Annotated in this window: 20 protein-coding genes; 16 read left to right on the forward strand and 4 right to left on the reverse strand. The window is 38.4% G+C overall.

The window, feature by feature from the left end; translation table 11 throughout:
* Window positions 1-37 precede the first annotated feature (37 nt).
* Complete coding sequence (locus MKY44_RS15155; RefSeq protein ID WP_341007729.1) at window positions 38-997, forward strand: NAD-dependent epimerase/dehydratase family protein; 960 nt, start codon at window positions 38-40, stop codon at window positions 995-997.
* A 326-nt stretch (window positions 998-1,323) separates the two neighbouring features.
* Here MKY44_RS15155 and MKY44_RS15160 read toward each other — a convergent pair whose 3' ends face one another.
* Window positions 1,324-1,908 carry a TetR/AcrR family transcriptional regulator gene (locus tag MKY44_RS15160; RefSeq protein WP_341007730.1) on the reverse strand — a complete coding sequence of 195 codons (585 nt, stop codon included), beginning with the start codon at window positions 1,906-1,908 and terminating at the stop codon, window positions 1,324-1,326.
* A gap of 157 nt (window positions 1,909-2,065) precedes the next feature.
* Between MKY44_RS15160 and MKY44_RS15165 the strand changes: the two genes are divergently transcribed.
* From MKY44_RS15165 to MKY44_RS15195, 7 genes are all read left to right on the forward strand, one after another.
* Window positions 2,066-2,755 (forward strand): SDR family NAD(P)-dependent oxidoreductase, encoded by a 690-nt coding sequence (locus tag MKY44_RS15165; protein WP_341007731.1) that lies wholly within the window; start codon window positions 2,066-2,068, stop codon window positions 2,753-2,755.
* Between the two features lie 553 nt (window positions 2,756-3,308).
* Window positions 3,309-3,662, forward strand: a complete 354-nt coding sequence (locus MKY44_RS15170) for a hypothetical protein (RefSeq protein ID WP_341007732.1) — start codon at window positions 3,309-3,311, stop codon at window positions 3,660-3,662.
* 244 nt (window positions 3,663-3,906) lie between these two features.
* On the forward strand, window positions 3,907-4,104 hold the full coding sequence (locus MKY44_RS15175; RefSeq protein WP_133385255.1) for a hypothetical protein: 198 nt from the start codon (window positions 3,907-3,909) through the stop codon (window positions 4,102-4,104).
* A gap of 505 nt (window positions 4,105-4,609) precedes the next feature.
* Entirely contained in the window at window positions 4,610-5,047 is a 438-nt protein-coding gene (locus MKY44_RS15180) for a glycine betaine ABC transporter substrate-binding protein (protein ID WP_341007733.1), read from the forward strand.
* Between the two features lie 33 nt (window positions 5,048-5,080).
* Window positions 5,081-5,341, forward strand: coding sequence for an ATP-binding cassette domain-containing protein (locus tag MKY44_RS15185; protein ID WP_341007734.1), 261 nt, complete (start codon window positions 5,081-5,083; stop codon window positions 5,339-5,341).
* On the forward strand, window positions 5,338-5,688 hold the full coding sequence (locus MKY44_RS15190) for an ABC transporter permease (RefSeq protein ID WP_341007735.1): 351 nt from the start codon (window positions 5,338-5,340) through the stop codon (window positions 5,686-5,688). The genes MKY44_RS15185 and MKY44_RS15190 overlap by 4 nt, the downstream gene beginning before the upstream one ends.
* Window positions 5,678-6,442 (forward strand): zinc-binding dehydrogenase, encoded by a 765-nt coding sequence (locus MKY44_RS15195; RefSeq protein ID WP_341007736.1) that lies wholly within the window; start codon window positions 5,678-5,680, stop codon window positions 6,440-6,442. Before MKY44_RS15190 ends, MKY44_RS15195 begins: the two co-directional genes overlap by 11 nt.
* Window positions 6,443-6,658: 216 nt before the next feature.
* Here the strand turns inward: MKY44_RS15195 and MKY44_RS15200 are convergent, their stop codons facing one another.
* Window positions 6,659-7,210, reverse strand: a complete 552-nt coding sequence (locus MKY44_RS15200; protein WP_341007737.1) for a helix-turn-helix domain-containing protein — start codon at window positions 7,208-7,210, stop codon at window positions 6,659-6,661.
* 145 nt (window positions 7,211-7,355) lie between these two features.
* On the opposite strand from MKY44_RS15200, the gene MKY44_RS15205 reads away from it, so the two are divergent.
* The 4 genes from MKY44_RS15205 (at window position 7,356) to MKY44_RS15220 (ending at window position 10,300) form a co-directional block, all read left to right on the forward strand.
* Window positions 7,356-7,763 carry a DoxX family protein gene (locus MKY44_RS15205; protein ID WP_341007738.1) on the forward strand — a complete coding sequence of 136 codons (408 nt, stop codon included), beginning with the start codon at window positions 7,356-7,358 and terminating at the stop codon, window positions 7,761-7,763.
* A gap of 21 nt (window positions 7,764-7,784) precedes the next feature.
* The gene (locus tag MKY44_RS15210) at window positions 7,785-8,435 is read left to right on the forward strand and encodes an alpha/beta hydrolase (protein ID WP_341007739.1); all 651 of its coding nucleotides are present in this window, start codon (window positions 7,785-7,787) and stop codon (window positions 8,433-8,435) included.
* A 309-nt stretch (window positions 8,436-8,744) separates the two neighbouring features.
* On the forward strand, window positions 8,745-9,347 hold the full coding sequence (locus MKY44_RS15215; RefSeq protein ID WP_341007740.1) for a cysteine hydrolase: 603 nt from the start codon (window positions 8,745-8,747) through the stop codon (window positions 9,345-9,347).
* Window positions 9,348-9,568: 221 nt separating this feature from the next.
* Window positions 9,569-10,300, forward strand: a complete 732-nt coding sequence (locus tag MKY44_RS15220) for an IclR family transcriptional regulator (protein WP_341007741.1) — start codon at window positions 9,569-9,571, stop codon at window positions 10,298-10,300.
* Between the two features lie 56 nt (window positions 10,301-10,356).
* Here MKY44_RS15220 and MKY44_RS15225 read toward each other — a convergent pair whose 3' ends face one another.
* Entirely contained in the window at window positions 10,357-11,121 is a 765-nt protein-coding gene (locus tag MKY44_RS15225; RefSeq protein ID WP_341007742.1) for an IclR family transcriptional regulator, read from the reverse strand.
* A 64-nt stretch (window positions 11,122-11,185) separates the two neighbouring features.
* Window positions 11,186-12,547 (reverse strand): MFS transporter, encoded by a 1,362-nt coding sequence (locus MKY44_RS15230; RefSeq protein WP_341007743.1) that lies wholly within the window; start codon window positions 12,545-12,547, stop codon window positions 11,186-11,188.
* Between the two features lie 207 nt (window positions 12,548-12,754).
* Between MKY44_RS15230 and MKY44_RS15235 the strand changes: the two genes are divergently transcribed.
* The 4 genes from MKY44_RS15235 to MKY44_RS15250 all read left to right on the forward strand — a co-directional run bounded on the left by MKY44_RS15235 (window position 12,755) and on the right by MKY44_RS15250 (window position 18,191).
* Window positions 12,755-13,843, forward strand: a complete 1,089-nt coding sequence (locus MKY44_RS15235) for an NAD(P)-dependent alcohol dehydrogenase (protein ID WP_341007744.1) — start codon at window positions 12,755-12,757, stop codon at window positions 13,841-13,843.
* Window positions 13,844-14,424: 581 nt separating this feature from the next.
* A complete protein-coding gene (licT, locus tag MKY44_RS15240; protein ID WP_341007745.1) occupies window positions 14,425-15,264 on the forward strand; it encodes a BglG family transcription antiterminator LicT in 840 nt (279 codons plus the stop codon).
* Window positions 15,265-15,386: 122 nt separating this feature from the next.
* Window positions 15,387-17,252, forward strand: a complete 1,866-nt coding sequence (locus MKY44_RS15245; protein ID WP_341007746.1) for a beta-glucoside-specific PTS transporter subunit IIABC — start codon at window positions 15,387-15,389, stop codon at window positions 17,250-17,252.
* 30 nt (window positions 17,253-17,282) lie between these two features.
* Window positions 17,283-18,191 (forward strand): AEC family transporter, encoded by a 909-nt coding sequence (locus MKY44_RS15250; protein ID WP_341007747.1) that lies wholly within the window; start codon window positions 17,283-17,285, stop codon window positions 18,189-18,191.
* Window positions 18,192-18,199 lie beyond the last annotated feature (8 nt).

The following is an 18,199-nucleotide window of genomic DNA, read 5'->3' on the forward strand; positions in this document are numbered from 1 at the left end:
CTGCATTCGCGGAAGTACATTTCGGGAGGAATGTCTTATGAACAAGATTTTGGTGACCGGAGCACTGGGCCAAATCGGTTCTGAGTTAGTTGTTAAATTACGTGAAATTTATGGTGCGGATCACGTCGTTGCTACGGATCTCAGGTCATCAGCCCACGAAATTACCCGATCCGGGCCATTCGAGCTGCTGGACGTGACGAATGATAAGGCGATGTTCGAAATTGCCAAGCGGTACGAAGTTGATACCGTCATCCATTTGGCTGCGCTGCTGTCGGCTACCGCAGAGGAGAAACCGCTGCTTGCCTGGAATTTGAATATGGGCGGATTGATGAATGCACTTGAAATATCCAGGGAGCTCGGCTGCCAATTTTTCACTCCAAGCTCCATTGGATCTTTTGGTCCTTTGACTCCGAAAGACAATACCCCGCAGGATACGATCCAGAGGCCCAATACGATGTACGGCGTGAACAAAGTGTCCGGCGAACTGCTTTGTGATTATTATTTTCACAAATACGGCCTGGATACTAGGGGGCTGAGATTCCCGGGTTTGATATCTTATATGACGCCTCCCGGCGGAGGAACGACGGATTACGCCGTGGAAATTTATTACGCGGCCGTGACGGCTGGCCGGTATACATCTTATATCGCCAAGGATTCAAACATGGACATGATGTATATGCCGGATGCCCTGAACGCTATCATCGATTTGTTGGAAGCGGATTCTTCCCGGTTGATGCACCGAAATTCATTTAATGTCACCGCAATGAGCGTGGATCCGGAGGCGATCGCTGCAGCGATTCGGGATGAGCTTCCCGGCTTTATCCTCGATTATGACGTTGATCCGAAGAGACAGGCGATTGCCGATAGCTGGCCGCATTCCATTGATGCGACGGCAGCGAAAACAGAATGGGGATTTCATGCTCGCTACGACCTGAAGGCCATGACGAAAGATATGCTTTCACACCTAAGCGATAGACAAATGCTTCGCAAGGCTTAAAGTTATTATGAATTCGATCGAAGAGTGACATCGCTAGAAAAAGCAATTCGGATTAAATCCGAATTGCTTTTTTAATGATTGCTCTCATTCAAAGAGGGCTTACGATGGTGAGAGGACATCTTGGACTGGCCATAAGGTAAAGGTAAATAGGTGATATCCGTCATAAGAGCGAGACCAGGGATTCTTTTCTTGAAGTCTCTCTGCAAAAGGTGCAATGTTCTTTTCTTCTGAGTCGCCTTAGCCATCCGTTTGAATGATTTGGGTTTCAAGTGAGGACCGGCCAAACCGAATTTATTCAAACGACCACATCTTAATTTGGTTTATTATCAAGTATCCTTCAGCAAGTCAACCATGTTAGAATAGTGAATTTCACTCAGTTGCTCGATAAAGTTATCTACCCTGTAGTTCTCCGGTTCAACAATCCAGAGACAAATTACTCCTACCAATCCAGATATCATGTATTCGATGCCAATTTTTATCTTCTCATCGTGGCGATGATCCCCGATCCCCGAAAAAATGATCGTTTTAAAAGCCTCTTTCAAGTATACGGAGAAGTTTGGATAAATATTTTGAGTGATTATTGTCTTAAAAAATATCATATTGGCTTCAATATCGTTGAAAATCGTTTTTAACATGGTAGCAAACATATCTTTATCCATCTCATGAATTGAACTCACTTCCAGGCTTAAGCAAGCATTTAAACTCTCCACGTTTTCCTGAAATAACTTCTCCATGAATTGAGGTTTATCTACATAGTGCAAATAAAATGTGTTGCGATTTATCATCGCTTCTTCGGCAATATCCTGTACAGTAATTCGTTCGTAGCCTTTGGTTTGTACTAATCTCAGAAACGCTTCTTTAATGGCTTTCCGCGTTTTGAGAATGCGCAGATCCACTTTATCTTTACCCAATTTGTGCTTCCCCTCCATAAATAATAGTCGAATTTATCAAAAGTGATGTTTAATAAACACATTGAATTATATCAACCATTGAGTCCTTTAAGTGTACGTTTTACAATTAAAACTGTCAATTGAACTCACTAACTCATTCATAAAAGGAGAATCATAAATGAAAACACTGGCGATTATTGGTGCAGGTAAGGGATTAGGATTATCTATTGCGAAGAGCTTTGGCAAGCACGGCTTCCAAGTGGCATTAGTTGCAAGAAATGCTGCAAAGCTGCAAGATATGGTGGATGAACTGAAAGCGGATGGTATCGAGGCATCTTACTTCGTAGCAGATATTTTTAACAAGGAACAGATTGAACAGGCTATGACCAACATGAAAGAAAAGTATGGTCAGATTGATGTGTTGGAATTCAGTCCAACAGCAGGCAATTATCCTCCCACTTCTGTATTGGAGTTAACGGCGGAGAACGCCAGGGACGCATTTGAGGCGAATGTGGTTAGTGCCATCCATGTCGTCAATGCTGTTCTCCCTGATATGCTCGCCAGGAAAGAGGGAGCCTTGCTCTTTACCTCAGGATTATCCGCCATGTACCCTGTGTCCATGATGGGGAATATCGGTATTGCTCTTTCAGGGTTACGCAATTATGTTGCTAATCTTCATACTTCATTGTCTGCTCAAGGGATTTTTGTGGGCCACCGCTCATTAGGTTTATTGATCAAGGAGTCAGGTACTGGCGCAATTAATGATCCGGATGTAATTGCCAAGATGTGGTACCAGGCCTATGTAGAGAAAAACGTATGGGAAGAAGAGTATCCTAAGGGTGTTACCCCCGAAACCATTCTGTTTTAACATTGGTGATGAGTTCAGCAGGTCATAACATACAGCTGTAACCAAGTAGATGAGCTTTAAAACTAGGCATATATTTTGTGCTAAGAAACACTTGAAAGAGATGAAGAAGTCGCTATAGGAGCGACTTCTTTTTTGTTGGCACAGGAACCGATCTACTGCACGGATTTTAAGTTGTCGAGGGACAAGAACTTGTACCGATTGCTGAAAAGGACAAGAACATGAGCCGATTACCGATTAGATAAACACCTAACTAAGTTTCATGCAATTTCATTTAACAAATGTGTAGGAAAAATAAACTAATTGTCCAGCGAAAATATAGTATTTTCTTAGTGTTCAGGTTAAAGATAAGTCCCTGTTTAAGCACTACATGCTACACGCGTAGGTTCTTTAATAGGTGACTGGAATTGGAATATATAAAGGAGGACGTAACCCGCGAAGGCGCGGAGGGCAGTGCTTAGACACTCATGAATAAAAGAGGTGTCTGTGGTATTATATGTAATTATGGGTTATGAAATAAATGGATTATTTGAAAAGAAAATGGGGGAATCAAAATATGGAACGTAAAATTCAACTAATGGAAAACTACGTAAATATCGACTTTGGAAACTCACCCTTTTTAAAATTAGATAAAGGGTTGCAAATTCCATACTCTTCAATCGAGGGAATAACAACAGGTAGACCAATACCCAATGCTTTTAAACTATATGGTGCTTTATTAGGAGAAAAGAGAAATGGGTTATTTAGATCAAATGGTGGTTATCAACTGCACTTTTTTGAAAATGAGCTTGAAACTCTTCATTTAGATTTGAATAGCTTTAAAGTTGGTAAGTTCAAAATATCAAAGTTGATCATTGGTGTTGAAAATCCTGAAGAAATAAGTGAAAATATTTCCGAAAGAATGAAGTGATAATTTGTTGACGTGTCGAGGGACAAGAACATGATCAAGAGATACGTTTGAGGAACATGAGGCATTTATTAATGCAGGTGTATTTTATTGGCCAAATGAACTTTCTAAATCAACACTTACCATAAAAACTTAAATCATATTGAACTTAAAGAAAAGGTAGGAGATAGAATAGCCATTGTAGTAGTGATCCGCCCATAATAGTGTGAAACTTTTACGTACAATTATTTAAGGAGGGTATCTTCACATGAAACGTATGTCAATTTCTGAATTGAATGAAATTTTAGTAAAAGCAACACTCTCGGCCAGACAAGAGGCCAAAAGCAATGGTGTGCCCATTGTATATGAAGAAAATGAAAAAATGATCAAGGAATACCCGGATGGCAGAAAAACAGAGATTATATATGAAAAAAATGGTAACAAAAAGGAAATTGAATACCCATGAGCTGAAATAAATGAGCTGATCATTGTTCAGCTGTCGCGGAACAAGAACATTGTTGCATTAAAAGTCGCTATTATAGCGGCTTTTTTGTTTTAAGGAACCAAGTTCTTGTCCCAAGCTGAGGACAAGAATTTGTACCGATTACCCAATTAGACAAGAACATGTTCTCATTGTCGATTAGGTGTTTATCTAATCGTTATTAAATCATTAAACTAACGGGAACCGATAGCTCAATAATACAAAAAAACAGCCGACCAACGTATTCAACTGCTTTTGTCCAATAATAGGCCAAAGTTTGAAGATAAGAAGAAAATCAAGTAAAAGATACTTTTATTGATGCAGAAACTAACCTGTACGGATACTACTAATATAAAAGACATATATGTAAGCCCAAAATTCGCTTCACTCTTGGGAAGAGTTGAGAAATATTGATTTTTAATGGAGATAATTTATGAATCAATGGAGGACGCATGAGTCCTCCATTGACTTAACTTGGAGATGAGTATAGATGACAGATCCGGATGAAGTGTATACAACAGTTAAGGAAGAGTACAAAAAGCAATTCATTATCACATGGCTCGATTATTCAAAAGCAAATGATGGAGCGGGTCCCGTTATTCGAACGGAAGTATCACAAAAATTAGGGATCAAGACCATTACTGACTTGCAAAAACATGCCGGTGAGATTCGATTTGCTTCCCAAGGAGAGGTTGACCAGCGCGCTGACGGTATTCCAGCTTTAGAGAAAGTGTATGGCAAGCTCAATTGGAAATCATCCAAAGTATATGATAACAGTTTGAAATATGAAGTGCTTAGAAACAACGAGGCTGATGTCGGGCCCGCATATACCACTGAAGGTCAGTTGGTGAACAAAGACGAGTTCACTCTATTGGAAGATGACAAACAAGTATGGCCACCTTATAACTTGGCGCTGTATCAACATTGAACAAAATATAGCTACTGTTCCTCGTCTTTTGAAATGGGACAAAAAGAAAATCGAAGAAAACGAGTAAAAGAATTGTTAACTTTGGTTAGGTTAGATTCAGAGAACTTCAAACGACGTTATCCTTCACAATTGTCCGGAGGACAGCAACAGAGAATTGGTCTTGCGCGAGCATTAGCAACCGATCCCAGTATTATGCTGCTGGATGAACCCTTTGGGGCCTTGGATGCCATTACGCGCTTAAATCTCCAGGGTGAACTCTTAAAGATTCATGGGGGAATGAGAAAAACCTTGTGACCGGATTGGGGAAAACGACAGCCATTACCGTGCTCATTGCTTATAACCAATATATCCTTCTACGTCAGTTCATTGCAGCTTTGAATCATGTTGAACCATCTGTTATTGAAGCTGCTACAGGGGTAGGTATGAGCCGATTTCAGATCTTACTTCAAGTCCAGGTACCCTTGGCAATCAAGCCTCTGTTTACTGGCCTTCGACTTGCTTCGGTAACAACCATTGGCATGGCAACCATCGCTGCCTTCATTAATGCAGGAGGGCTAAGTACCTATTCCTATAGTCAAACCTGGGTGGGTACTTGTGAAAATCAGGGCGTTTGGAATAAATCGCTCCGAAATGTTTACTAGACAGGGGCATTCACCGTCCGTTCAATTCCCGCGTATTATTGGGATCGAATGCGTAGGGGAGATTGAAGACCCTTCGGATAGCACATTTATAAAGGGAACGACCGTCGCTTCATTAATGGGAGGGTTAGGCCGTGCATTTGACGGAAGTTATGCTGAATATGCACTTATACCTTCGGACCAAGTATATCCTATTCCTAGCGATATGAAATGGACTGAACTTGCAGCGATACCGGAAATGTATTATACCGCGTATGCATCCTTATTTGAATGTCTTCAATTGACTTCAGGAGAGATGCTACTTATTCGTGGTGGGACAAGTTCCGTAGGTTTAGCAGCACTTCAGCTAGCTAAGAGTGTGGGAGCAACAGTTATATCAACGACTCGAGACAAAGAGAAATTTGCACTTCTCCAGCAAGTTGGAGCAGACTATGCACTGCTTGATAATGAGCATTTGAGAGAGCAGGTGTATGCTATTGCTCCAAATGGGGTAAACAAGGTTCTTGAGTTGGTTGGTACAACGACTGTAAAGGAGTCCTTGCAATTCATCTCAGAACGAGGGATATGTTGCATGTCAGGAATATTAGGAAATGAATGGACTCTTGATGCCTTTGAACCTTTAGTGGATATACCCACAGGTGTGTATTTCACAGCGTTCACCAGTGAAGTTATCAAAGAAAGTACACTGATCTCTTTATTTGAGCATATCCAAGAACACGGCATAGTCACACCCATAGCCCAAGTCTTTACCCTTTAGGAAATCGGGGAAGCACATCTTTTAATGGAAAGAAGCGCTGCAAACGGTAAAATCGTCATTTCTAACGATGCATTGGAGACGGAGATAAAATGATATCTTCTAATAAAGTCGCCATTATGGCGGCTTTTGTATTTAATCGGTGCAAGTTCAGTTCTTCTAATAGGAGAATATGTGCATTCACTGATGTAATCATACTCAAAAAGAAATCGTGCTGTTTTAGAAGAAGTCTTGCTCGCCTTCGTTTTCTGTATACACAGTAATATAGACAAGAGCTGTTTCATCACCCACATTTTTGACCAAATGGGGTGTGCATGCATTCCAACTAAAGGAATCTCCTTCTTCAAATATGGAAGAGTCTTCTCCTTGTTCCGCATAGATCTTTCCTTTAATTACGACATGGACTTCCTCTCCTTCATGTGCATGGGGGACTTCTCCTGTAGTCGCACCGGCGGGAAACTCAACAAGCATCATTCTTACGTTTTTCGTAGACCCCAGATGCTCGACTCGCAGTTTTTCTGGACCACTCGTGGTGATTTTCCGTTCATTTCTCCGAACAATCTTCATTCTCTCATCTTTCTTTAACAGTAAGTAAGCTAAGGGTACCTTTAAAGTCTCCGCAATGTTTTCCAAAGTTGCAATGGATGGGGAAGTTTTATTCGTTTCTACTTGACTCATAAAACCTTGTGAAAGGCCGGTTGCTTCGCAAATTTGAGCGATGGTCATATTCTTTTTTTTACGAGTTGCTCGGATCATTGACCCAATATCCATCTCATTTCCACCTCATTAAAAATATTTGAAATATAGAACTTATATTAATATTAATGATTTTTCTGTTGACAAGTCAACACAGCTGCAATAATATTTCTTATATAAATAAAATATATTTATAACTAATATTTTAAGGAGAGATAGAATGACAAAGACAACGGTGGTTTCAATTATTATGCGTGTGGTGTTAGGAATTATATTTTTGGCTCATGGGATCAGCAAGCTGCAGATGGGATTAAGTAATGTTGATGCTTATTTTAGTTCAATGGGTGTCCATGGTTTTATGGCGTATGTAGTTGCAATTCTTGAGACTGTGGGCGGAATTATGTTAATCATTGGTTTGTTTACTCGTTATGTTTCTGGATTATTTGTAATTATGCTCATTGGCGCAATTTTCACAATGAAGTTATCTGTGGGGCTGATCGGCGCAGAATCCGCTGGTTATGAACTTGATCTTGGATTTATTTTGGTTTCATTGTATCTTGCCGTGGCCAATCCTAAAGAACTATCGATTGATCAACTTATTACAAACAAGAAAACGCGTAGTGAATAACGTCTAAGGAAGTGATGAAATATGAAGTCGTTTTTTGAATATGACATTCATTTACCGTCTGATATGGAACCTAACAAGAAATATCCGACCATTTTCACGCTCCATGGAAAAGGTTCAAACGAAGAGAATATGTTTGAGCTAGTTTCTCCCTTAACCAATGATTTCATTATTATTGGAGTTCGTGGTCATTTACCACTTGGTCGGGGTTACCAGTATTATGATCTGAAAAGTTTAGGGAATCCTATTCGAGAAATGTTTGATAATGCGATTCATGAGCTGGAAACATTCATACATGGGGCAACGGAAAAGTATCCTATTGATCAAGGTCAACGATATATACTCGGGTTTAGCCAAGGAGCCATTTTAGCGATGACCCTTGCACTTACGATGGGAGAGCAATTAAAGGGGATTGTTGCTCTGAACGGATATGTACCTGACTTTGTAAAGAAAGAGTACTCACTCCGCAGTATAAACAAGGTTTCGATATTTGTTTCTCATGGTGAATATGATTCGGTATTCCCCGTTCGAATTGGTCAAGAGACAGCGGCATACCTGAAAGATCTAACGGAGGTATTAACATTTAAGTTATATCCAACTGATCATACCGTATCGAGTAATAACCAGAACGATTTCATCGAGTGGTTACGTCACGATATAGGAATGAAGGAATGAAGCATCTTTAAAGAGTGTTGAATTTCTAACCAGAAATTAGCTATAGTTTGATTTACTTTGTTAAAAATAAATAAAGACAACAGTACAACCCCTCAAGGGAAAATAGAGAACATCTAAAAGTGAACTCAATTATATCCCAGAGGGGATTTTTATTATTAAGCAGTAATTTTCGAGAATAAAATCCCTATAATTGAGAATTACAAAATTACAGTATCTATATTTGACACTAGAATCGAATGGATTTATAATTATGTTTGTAAGCTTACAAAATGGCCGATCGTTAATCGGAAAACTGAAAGGAAGAATACAATGAAATTTGACAATACAAAAACTGCATTGCTTATTATCGATCTTCAGAATGATAATTTATCTGTGGGTGGTAAATTTGAAGGCTCTGGAGCAGTGGAACATGCAAAAAAACAAAATGTCGTAGAAAACATTAAATCTATAGCAGAACAAGCGAGAAAACATGGAATTCCTGTTTTTCATAATCATTTCATCGTAGAACAGGGAGCAAAGGGGATTGGGAATAAGGCACCGATCTTTAGAGCTATCGCAGAAACAGGAAGTATCGTTAGGGGAACTTGGGGAGCTGCAGCAGTGGAAGGTGTAGAACCTCAAGAGGGCGATTTTGTTATCGAAAAATCTCGGATGAGCGCATTTAATGGGACTCCATTGGATACTCTACTGAGAGGGTTAGGAATTGAAACGATCATTGTTACAGGGGTATGGACGAACATGGCTGTAGAGCATACCTGCCGTGATGGTGCTGATCATGGGTACAATGTTGTGATTGCCACGGATGGAACATCAACCATTAGTGAAGAATGGCAAGAAGCAGCATTGAACTATGCAATGGAGAATATAGCCGTAAAGATGACATCTGAAGAGATCCTAAAAAATATCGAGTAATAAAACCAACGTTTGAACTCCAAACAATCATTTTAAAGATTTTGTTTTATCCATAAAATACGACAAGGAGAAGGTTGCCACAACATGGTAATCTTCTCTCAATATATACACGTATACATGTCCTTCTAAAATACGATGCAACCTGTTAAAATTCTCTTGAGATTATAGTTAGCGGTAAGTCTACAGTGCAGTTATTATTATACCTAAAAGGATGGGTCGATTTGAGTGAAGTAGGCACTTTGAAGAAGGGTATCGATATACTTTGGTTGATTATTGAGAAAGGCAATCTTTCTGTCACTGATATTATGGATACTCTTTCAATAAACAGAAGTACGGCGTATCGTTTAGTAAACACGCTAGAGCAGAATTCATTAATAGAGCGGGCTGAGGATCATACTTATATTGTATCAAGTGTTTTAATGAGTAAGCTTCAAGATCATAGTTTAAACTTTGATTTTAATCTAGGTATTCTTCGAGTTGCTGACGAGTTGAAGACATTAACTGGCGAAACCATCTTTATCGGTGTCTTGAATGATGATTCCGTTCTTGCCACGCATATTATTCCAGGTAGTTTTCCGACAAGGACACATTATGAAAAAGGAGAAAAATTGCCTGTTATTAAAACGGCGGTGGGAAGATGTATCTTAGCCTTTCAATCACCTGAAATTCAGGAGCACTATATACAGCAAATAAGAAACACCGATCCCTCTGATGTAGAATCTTTTATTAACGAGCTCGAGCAAATTAAAAAATCGGGTTTTGCGGTAGATAACGAGGAAGCCGAAGCAGGCGTGCGCTGTGTTGCAGCACCTATATGGAGACGAGGTCAGGCTGTAGCGGGAATTGCTATATCAGGCCCGTCAGTAAGAGTCTGTCAGGTTAAGGACCAAGAAAACAGTGATTTAGTTAAGCGCTTTTCGGAAATAATAACTAGTGGTATAGAAAGTAAATGAACAAAAAAAGTAGACACGCGAGAGTCTACTTTTTTTGTTTCTATTTTTGATAATGATTAAGACTTATATCCTAATGCTTGAGACATTTCGAGGGCTGTTTTCTTTATCTTCATAATACATTCGGATCCTTCAGAGTAATCTATAACTTCAGCCATAGTGACCACCGTTAATGCTGCTGCGATCTCGCCATTCAAGTCAAATACAGGACAACTTATTGCTGTAATACCTGGCAACACGGTTCCTGTTGTTACAGAGAATCCTTTAATCTCTATGAGATCTAACTCGCTAATTAGTTGTTCGCGATCCTCCGTATTTTTATCCTTCATTTCTTTTTCAAATAAATGCTGGGTTCTTTCTTTAGGAAGATAGACTGTAAACACTCTACCAGGTGCGCTCTCCGTTACACTCACTTGTGATCCTGCTTTAATCCCTAAATTAACAGCTCGGTTACTTTCTTCCCATCTGAGAAAGAAGGGACCATTTTCGCCCCATATTGCTAGAGCAACAGTCTCATTGATGTCTTCCCTTAATTTTATCAAATAAGGGAGAGTGCTATCCTGGACATTAAGTTGCTCAGATGCTTTAAGTCCAAGAAGTATTAATTCCGTCCCCAAGGAATACTTCAGATCTCTACTTTTTTTAAGGAATCCACTACGTGTAAAACTAGTAAGATATTTATGAAGTTTACTTTTTGGAATACCACAAATTGTAGAAATTTCAGTTACAGTTAATGGTCTTCTTTCAGCAGAAATCCGTTTTAGAATACCCAACCCTAATTCAACAGATTGGATACCCTGGCCTTTTACCTCCGTGTTATCCATTCAAATCCTACCTTTCAATATGGAGTAAAGATTATAGTTAATTCTCACGTTCGAAAGAACTGAGTTAGCTTCGAGCAGCATTCTTGTTAGCTGTTTCATGATTTAAATGCGGTTTATGAGCCAATTTATGCCCTTTTCCTGTAAGATGTAATCCGAATGACAGACAAGACAGAATAATATTTACAATTAGAGCTGCTATGAGAATGTTGTGATAAGTCAAAGATGACTCCATGCTTGGGTCCTTTGACAAGCCTGTCACAGAAAATTGAGTTGTGTACCAACCTATTACTATAGTAGATAACGTATTAAGCATAAAACGAAAAAATTGAACGACGGTCATTCGTTTTACCAGATCGGGAAGGGGACCTCCTAGAGCGGCTCCCATAAGACCTGATCCAATGGTGATCCCAACACCAGAAGTTAACAAAGTTATATTCATTAGAATCAGTATGAAGGATGAAGGCATTCCTTGTGCAATGAACATCCATTGAACAATAACCGTCAGAATAGTAATGGAGCCTAGAAATCCAAGTAAACCAGGTCCTAATATATCATACAATATTGTGCATAGTATAGAAGAGATCACTACTCCAACGAACATACAGACATAAATGAAAAGGGTTTGTTCTGGAAGTACATGATGTATCTCTTTCAGCATTCCTTGAATAGCAAACAAACTAAGCATCAGTATGATATTACTTGTAACAGCCATGGACATGCCAAGTAACGGTTTAGGATGTTTAATCCATTTGAGTTCCAATAAAGGTCTTTTGACCTCCTTGATAGAGTCGACGATAAGTAAACAAAAATTCAAGATAAGACTTGAAGGTTGCGAAGGTTGCTCATTTTTAAGATGAGAAGTCTCAATTTTCAAGAAAAACCTACATAGTATTGCCCCTATACATGCTAATGTACCTGCTACATAGAATATCCATCTCCAATGACTATAAATCATGGCCACATTCCCTAAAAACATTCCTAATACGGTAGATCCAAAAAAACCTAACAAAAGTACAGCTAATGCTAAATTCCGTTTATCAATCGGAAATGAAAGCACTAGTGTAGGAATCATGATCATAAGCATGACGCCCGTAGCCATCCCCTGCAAAAAACGCGAAATAGTCATCCAATACATATCCATTGATAAAGCTGCCAGTAGTGATCCGAATACGAAAACGACCATAGAAATTAAATAAGAAGTCCGAATGCCTATTCTATGTTTAAGAATGGGCCCACACGGAATAAACAATGCAAGAGTAACCATACCCATAATAGTTGGGCTAAATGTCATGGTATTTTCTATACCGAACTCCTTTTGTATCAGATGCTGAATTGGTCCTAAAGCGCTATTAAGCAACAGCCCTGGTCCAATAGCTAGCATAGATAGCAAAGATAACTTTAAGTGATTTCTCGATGTCATTGTCATATTATTATTTTCCCTCTTTACTCATTATTGAACGTGATTAAAGTAATAAAAAATGTATGTTCCCATACTGCCACCTTTCCTTTATTGTTCACTATTAAGAAACTAAGTTTATTTATAGTTTACAATAGTATAACAGAAGGTGTATATTAGTAAACGTAATATACAAATTAAGTTACAAAATGTTCATATATTCGGGAGGAATAAGAGATGAAAATCACAGCAGCATTAGCAACAGGAGCGGAAGAAAGACTCAAACTTGAAGAAATTGACCTTATGGAGCCAAAGGCTGATGAAGTACTAATTAAAATTGTCGCATCAGGTGTGTGCCATACTGATGCTGAAGCGATGAAAGGAAAAGGATCGCCTTTTCCAGCTGTTTTCGGTCATGAAGGTGCGGGAATAGTAGAGAAAGTTGGCGAAAATGTAAACACAGTCAAACGGGGTGACCATGTCGTTCTTTCCTACTCATACTGCGGGGAATGTGAAAATTGTTTAACGGGGCATCAAAATCTTTGTGAAAGAACGGTTGAACTTAATTTTGGTGGCAAAATGAAAGATGGGACGACTCGGCTTCATCAACATGATTCCTCACTTTCGAACTTTTTCGGGCAATCTTCATTTGCGACTTACTCCATAGCAAACAAAAATAATGTTGTAGTCGTCGATAAGGATGTCGATATTGCTTTGTTAGGACCTTTAGGTTGTGGAATACAAACAGGCAGCGGTACAGTTCTAAACAGCTTAAAACCCGAATTTGGTAGTTCCATTGCTATATTTGGCGCAGGCGCGGTAGGTTTAAGTGCAGTTATGGCAGCTAAAATTATTGGCTGTAGAACGATCATTGTGGTCGACCTTCATGAAAGTCGCTTGGAACTTGCAAGAGAATTGGGAGCAACGCATGCGCTGAATGGCAAAGAGGTCGATGTGGTAAAAGAGATAAAAGAGATTACAAATGGCGGAGCTCATTACTCGATTGAAACAACAGGGGCAGTTCCAGTTGTAAAACAATCTATTCACGCCTTAAGAATTTTAGGTACAGTTGCTATTGTAGGAATGTCAGGTGATGTGACTCTTAACTTTATAGACGATATTTTGATGGAAGGTAAAAAAATTGTGGGTACGGTGCAAGGAGATTCTGTTCCTCAATTGCTAATTCCTCAACTTGTTAAGTACTATAAGGAAGGCAAATTCCCGTTTGATAAATTAGTGAAGTTTTATGATTTTAAAGACATTAATAAGGCCTTTGAAGATTCGAAAACAGGGATTGCGATTAAGCCGATTGTAAGGATTTCATAACATTCTTTCTTGAATCCTCAATTTTATCAGACGGCTTACTAAATGACCCTATAAAAGCTGCCCCATAATGATTTATGCGGCAGCTTTTATATATTTGTGAAATTATTCATGTGAAAAATCTTGCAAATTGGACTGAAATGCCTCTCAAATGATGGAAAATCACTTCATGTATGTCTGATAGTTACCAAAAGGTTTCTATAAAACAATAAGGTGCCTACTTACTAACTTATTCTTGTGCATATATGATGTAGTTGAGATTTAGTAACTTTCGACATACTAAAATCTTAGTCATACTCCCCGCTAGTATTAGAGAAATACAACAGAAATGCCTGAATCTCGCATTATAAATCCTGGATGCTATTTTTAAGATATATAAAGCCACAGTTTATAGAGATAACCATTTATAAAGAAAGGGGTTACATTAATGATGTTTATATGTTATAATCCTACTCATAAAGTAAATAAACGTTCTGAAGGTTGTTACTGATACATCAGGCAAGACTTCAACAAGCATGGGGATACTCTCCTTTATTTGTTGAAGTCTTGCCTTTTTGCGTCTCTGCATGAAGGGAGGGAGATACTTGAATATTAAACAGGTTATTAATAACAATATTGCCATATGTATTGATGCCCAAGGTGACGAAATTATTCTTATAGGAAAAGGTTTAGCGTTTAATAAGAAAAAGGGGGATGAGATTGATTATGATCGGGTTGAGAAACGGTTTTATTTAGAAGACCGGGGTCTGTACGCTAAATTCAAAAAACTTCTTCAAGAAGTTTCTATGGAATCAATTAACATAGCTGATGATATTATTAGTTTAGCAAAAAGAAAACTAAAAAAGGATTTAAATGAGAGCATTTATATTTCATTGCCTGATCACATCAGTTTAGCAGTTAATAGGGTAACTAAAGGCTTAATCATAGAGAACGGATTGCTCTGGGAAATCAAAAAGCTATACAAAGAAGAGTTTTTGGTTGCAAAAGAAGCTGTACAAATGATAAATGATAAATTCAATGTTGAGCTCGGGGAAGATGAAGCTGGCTTTATTGCCTTCCATTTTGTCAATGCAGAGCTAAACAGTGGGATTAATACGATTACAAAAATAACAAAGTTCATCAAAGAAATTCTAACCATTGTCAGTTACCAGTTAAAAATCAGTATTGATGAAGAATCGTTAAGTGCGTTTCGATTTATCACACATTTGAAGTTTTTCGCACAGAGAATCTTTACAAATGAAAAAAATGATACATTAGAAGATTCTTTTCTATATGAGGTTGTAAAGGAGAGGTACACAAAGGCTTTTAATATTACGATTAAAGTGAAAGATCATATCGATAAACACTACGCTTATCAAATCTCTGATATGGAAGCAATATATCTAACCGTTCACATTCAACGTTTGTTAGAAAGGGAAAACTAAATAACTTAATTCAAACTTGTTACTCGTAATGGAGGCTAGACTTGAATACACTTCAAACTTGTCGCTTTGACATAATTTGAATTGGATTCAAGTTTTTTTTATTTATATTGGAGGTGTTTAAGGTGGACTATAAAATTTTGGCAAAAGATATTGTGAATAATGTAGGAGGAGAAGAAAATATATCTGACTTTTATCATTGTGCAACACGTCTTCGTTTTACCCTGAAAAATAATAATAAACCAAACAAGGCTGAACTTGAAAAGCTGGAAGGAGTTATAACTGTTGTAGAAAGTGGGGGTATGTTTCAAGTTGTAATCGGTAACAACGTAGCTTCTGTTCATGATGCAATTTATGAAGTAACAAATTTAGAAAAACAAGAAGATAATAGTAGTAATAAGGATGATACAAAACGAAATTTGTTTGAGAAGTTCACTGACTTAATCTCCGGAATATTTAGCTCTCTACTAGGTTTGTTGGCTGGAGCCGGTTTAATTAAGGGGATTCTTGCTCTTTTAACTAGTTTTAATTTAATTGACCCGGCTAATGGAACATACCGGATCCTTGCCGCAGCAGGAGACAGTTTCTTTTACTTTTTACCGATAATTTTAGCATTTACAGCTGCAAGAAAGTTTAAAGTGAATCAATACCTAGCAGTTACCATAGCTGGAGGTTTAATCTATCCGGATTTAGTTGCAGCGTTTGCAACGAAGGAATCGCTAACCTTTTTAGGTATTCCCGTTATTTTAGCTAAGTATAGTAACACTGTAATTCCTATAATTTTGGCTATCTGGATACTAAAATATGTTGAGAACTTCTTTAAAAAGATTCTCCATGATAGTGTTCGAAACCTGTTAACGCCATTCTTCTGTTTAATAATCATGATACCTCTTACTTATATAGTAATTGGGCCGATAGCAATTTATGCAAGCAACCTGCTTGCAGACGGTGTTCTGTCTATTTATAACTTAAGCCCTATTGTATCCGGTATTGTTATGGGGGCAAGTTGGCAAATTCTCGTTATGTTTGGGCTGCACTGGGGCATTACACCGATTGAATTGAATATGATTTCTAAATTTGGTAGAGATCCTATTGGGCCAACTACAGGACCAGCTGTTGCTGCTCAGGCTGGAGCAGCTCTCGGCGTATTCTTTAAAACGAAAAACAAAGCAATGAAAGGAATTTCCATGTCCGCCTTTATTGCAGGCTTGTTCGGTATCACTGAACCGGCAGTCTACGGCGTGACCTTGAAATTGAAAAGACCTTTTATTATTGCATGTATCGCAGGGGCATTTGGTGGGGCTATCGCAGGAGCATTTGGCTCAGGAGCCATTGCAGTTGCACCAAAGAGTGTATTAACATTCCCCATTTTTGTCGGTCAGGGGTTCCTCGCTTATATAGCTGCGTACTTCTTGGCAATGATTTTGGCTTGCGTACTTACTATAATTTTCGGTTTTAAGGAAGAAGCAGAAGAGTCACAAACAGCGAGTACTAATAAGGAGTCAGTGGTCGCGAAGCCGGTGAAAGTCGAACAGAATAGTATGACAGAAAGTGTTAATAGTTGTTTGACAGGGATAGTAAAACCATTAACAGAAATAAGCGACCCTGCCTTTGCATCTATGGGTAAAGGAATTGCAATTGTTCCTGAGGATGGAAAAGTATATTCCCCAGTGGACGGTACCGTATCGACAGTATTCCGTACGAAACACGCGTATGCTTTTACTACTGATACAGGAGTTGAGGTCCTAATTCATATTGGCATAGATACAGTAAAGTTAAAAGGTGATGGGTTTACAAGCTATGTGGATACTGGAGCGCAAGTAAATAAAGGTGATTTAATAGCTGAGTTCGATATGGATAAAATTAAACAACAAGGCTTTGATTTAACAACATCACTCGTAGTGACAAACTCAAATCAATATCTGGACGTTCTACCAATCAAGAAGAATCGAGTTACTCACGGGGAAGAGTCTTTGTTTATATTACGATAATAAACACGGAATCTGAAAGGTGGAAGACTCGTGGAGTTTATTTTAATTATATTACCTGTATTTCTTATACTAGGAGCGGGGTTCTTAGGACAGAAGCTGCTAAAGTTAGATCTCAAACCTATTTCAACGGTAGCTCTCTATCTTATGATGCCATTCTTATCTTTTAACACATTTTATACGAACAAATTTAGTTCAGATTACGCATACATGTTTCTGTACAACATTTTACTTATCATCGTGCTGGGAGGAGTTACTCTTGTAGCTGGAAGAATTATGAGAGCAGATAAATCCAACGTATCTGCCATGTTGCTCTCTACCACCTTTCCAAACATGGGGAATTACGGAGCACCAGTTATTTTATTTGCATACGGGTCCCAGGCTTTTGACTATGCAATTATTATTATGGTCATTCAATCACTATTAATCAGTACGGTAGGTATTTTCATTGCTTCCTTTGGAAGTGAAAAAATCACCTCAGTGAAAGAAGCTCTGCTCAACGTAGTAAAAATGCCTATTTTATATGGAGTAATTCTTGGTACGTTGTTTCAAATTTCACATATTACGTTACCAACATCAATCATAGAAGGTATCGACCTGCTGGGATCAGCTTCAATACCCGTTATAACTCTGTTGTTAGGTATGCAATTGGCAGACATTAAATCACAACGGTTTGAAATGAAATATGTAAATGTTACCGTATTAATACGTATGGTGCTCTCGCCTATAGTGATAGCAGGATTAGTTAGTCTAATGCCTGTGAGTCAACTGATCAAGAATGTATTTATCGTATTAGCTGCGATGCCGATTGCTGCTAATACGACAATGATAGCATTACAATTCAAAACTAGACCTAACTTTGTGTCATATGTAACTCTGATCACAACTATAGCTAGTCTCATATCCATTCCGGTAATACTGTATCTTTTAAAATATATCTAATAATATTT

It is taken from the genome of Paenibacillus sp. FSL R7-0026 (assembly GCF_038004485.1).
GTDB classification, from domain to species: Bacteria; Bacillota; Bacilli; order Paenibacillales; family Paenibacillaceae; genus Paenibacillus; species Paenibacillus xylanexedens_A.

Excerpts from the sequence above, each read along its gene's own strand:
- MKY44_RS15155 (WP_341007729.1), top strand. The coding sequence starts at position 38 with ATGAACAAGATTTTGGTGACCGGAGCACTGGGCCAAATCGGTTCTGAG.
- MKY44_RS15165 (WP_341007731.1), top strand. The coding sequence starts at position 2,066 with ATGAAAACACTGGCGATTATTGGTGCAGGTAAGGGATTAGGATTATCT.
- MKY44_RS15170 (WP_341007732.1), top strand. The coding sequence starts at position 3,309 with ATGGAACGTAAAATTCAACTAATGGAAAACTACGTAAATATCGACTTT.
- MKY44_RS15175 (WP_133385255.1), top strand. The coding sequence starts at position 3,907 with ATGAAACGTATGTCAATTTCTGAATTGAATGAAATTTTAGTAAAAGCA.
- MKY44_RS15180 (WP_341007733.1), top strand. The coding sequence starts at position 4,610 with ATGACAGATCCGGATGAAGTGTATACAACAGTTAAGGAAGAGTACAAA.
- MKY44_RS15185 (WP_341007734.1), top strand. The coding sequence starts at position 5,081 with ATGGGACAAAAAGAAAATCGAAGAAAACGAGTAAAAGAATTGTTAACT.
- MKY44_RS15195 (WP_341007736.1), top strand. The coding sequence starts at position 5,678 with ATGTTTACTAGACAGGGGCATTCACCGTCCGTTCAATTCCCGCGTATT.
- MKY44_RS15200 (WP_341007737.1), bottom strand. The coding sequence starts at position 7,210 with ATGGATATTGGGTCAATGATCCGAGCAACTCGTAAAAAAAAGAATATG.
- MKY44_RS15205 (WP_341007738.1), top strand. The coding sequence starts at position 7,356 with ATGACAAAGACAACGGTGGTTTCAATTATTATGCGTGTGGTGTTAGGA.
- MKY44_RS15210 (WP_341007739.1), top strand. The coding sequence starts at position 7,785 with ATGAAGTCGTTTTTTGAATATGACATTCATTTACCGTCTGATATGGAA.
- MKY44_RS15215 (WP_341007740.1), top strand. The coding sequence starts at position 8,745 with ATGAAATTTGACAATACAAAAACTGCATTGCTTATTATCGATCTTCAG.
- MKY44_RS15225 (WP_341007742.1), bottom strand. The coding sequence starts at position 11,121 with ATGGATAACACGGAGGTAAAAGGCCAGGGTATCCAATCTGTTGAATTA.
- MKY44_RS15230 (WP_341007743.1), bottom strand. The coding sequence starts at position 12,547 with ATGACAATGACATCGAGAAATCACTTAAAGTTATCTTTGCTATCTATG.
- MKY44_RS15235 (WP_341007744.1), top strand. The coding sequence starts at position 12,755 with ATGAAAATCACAGCAGCATTAGCAACAGGAGCGGAAGAAAGACTCAAA.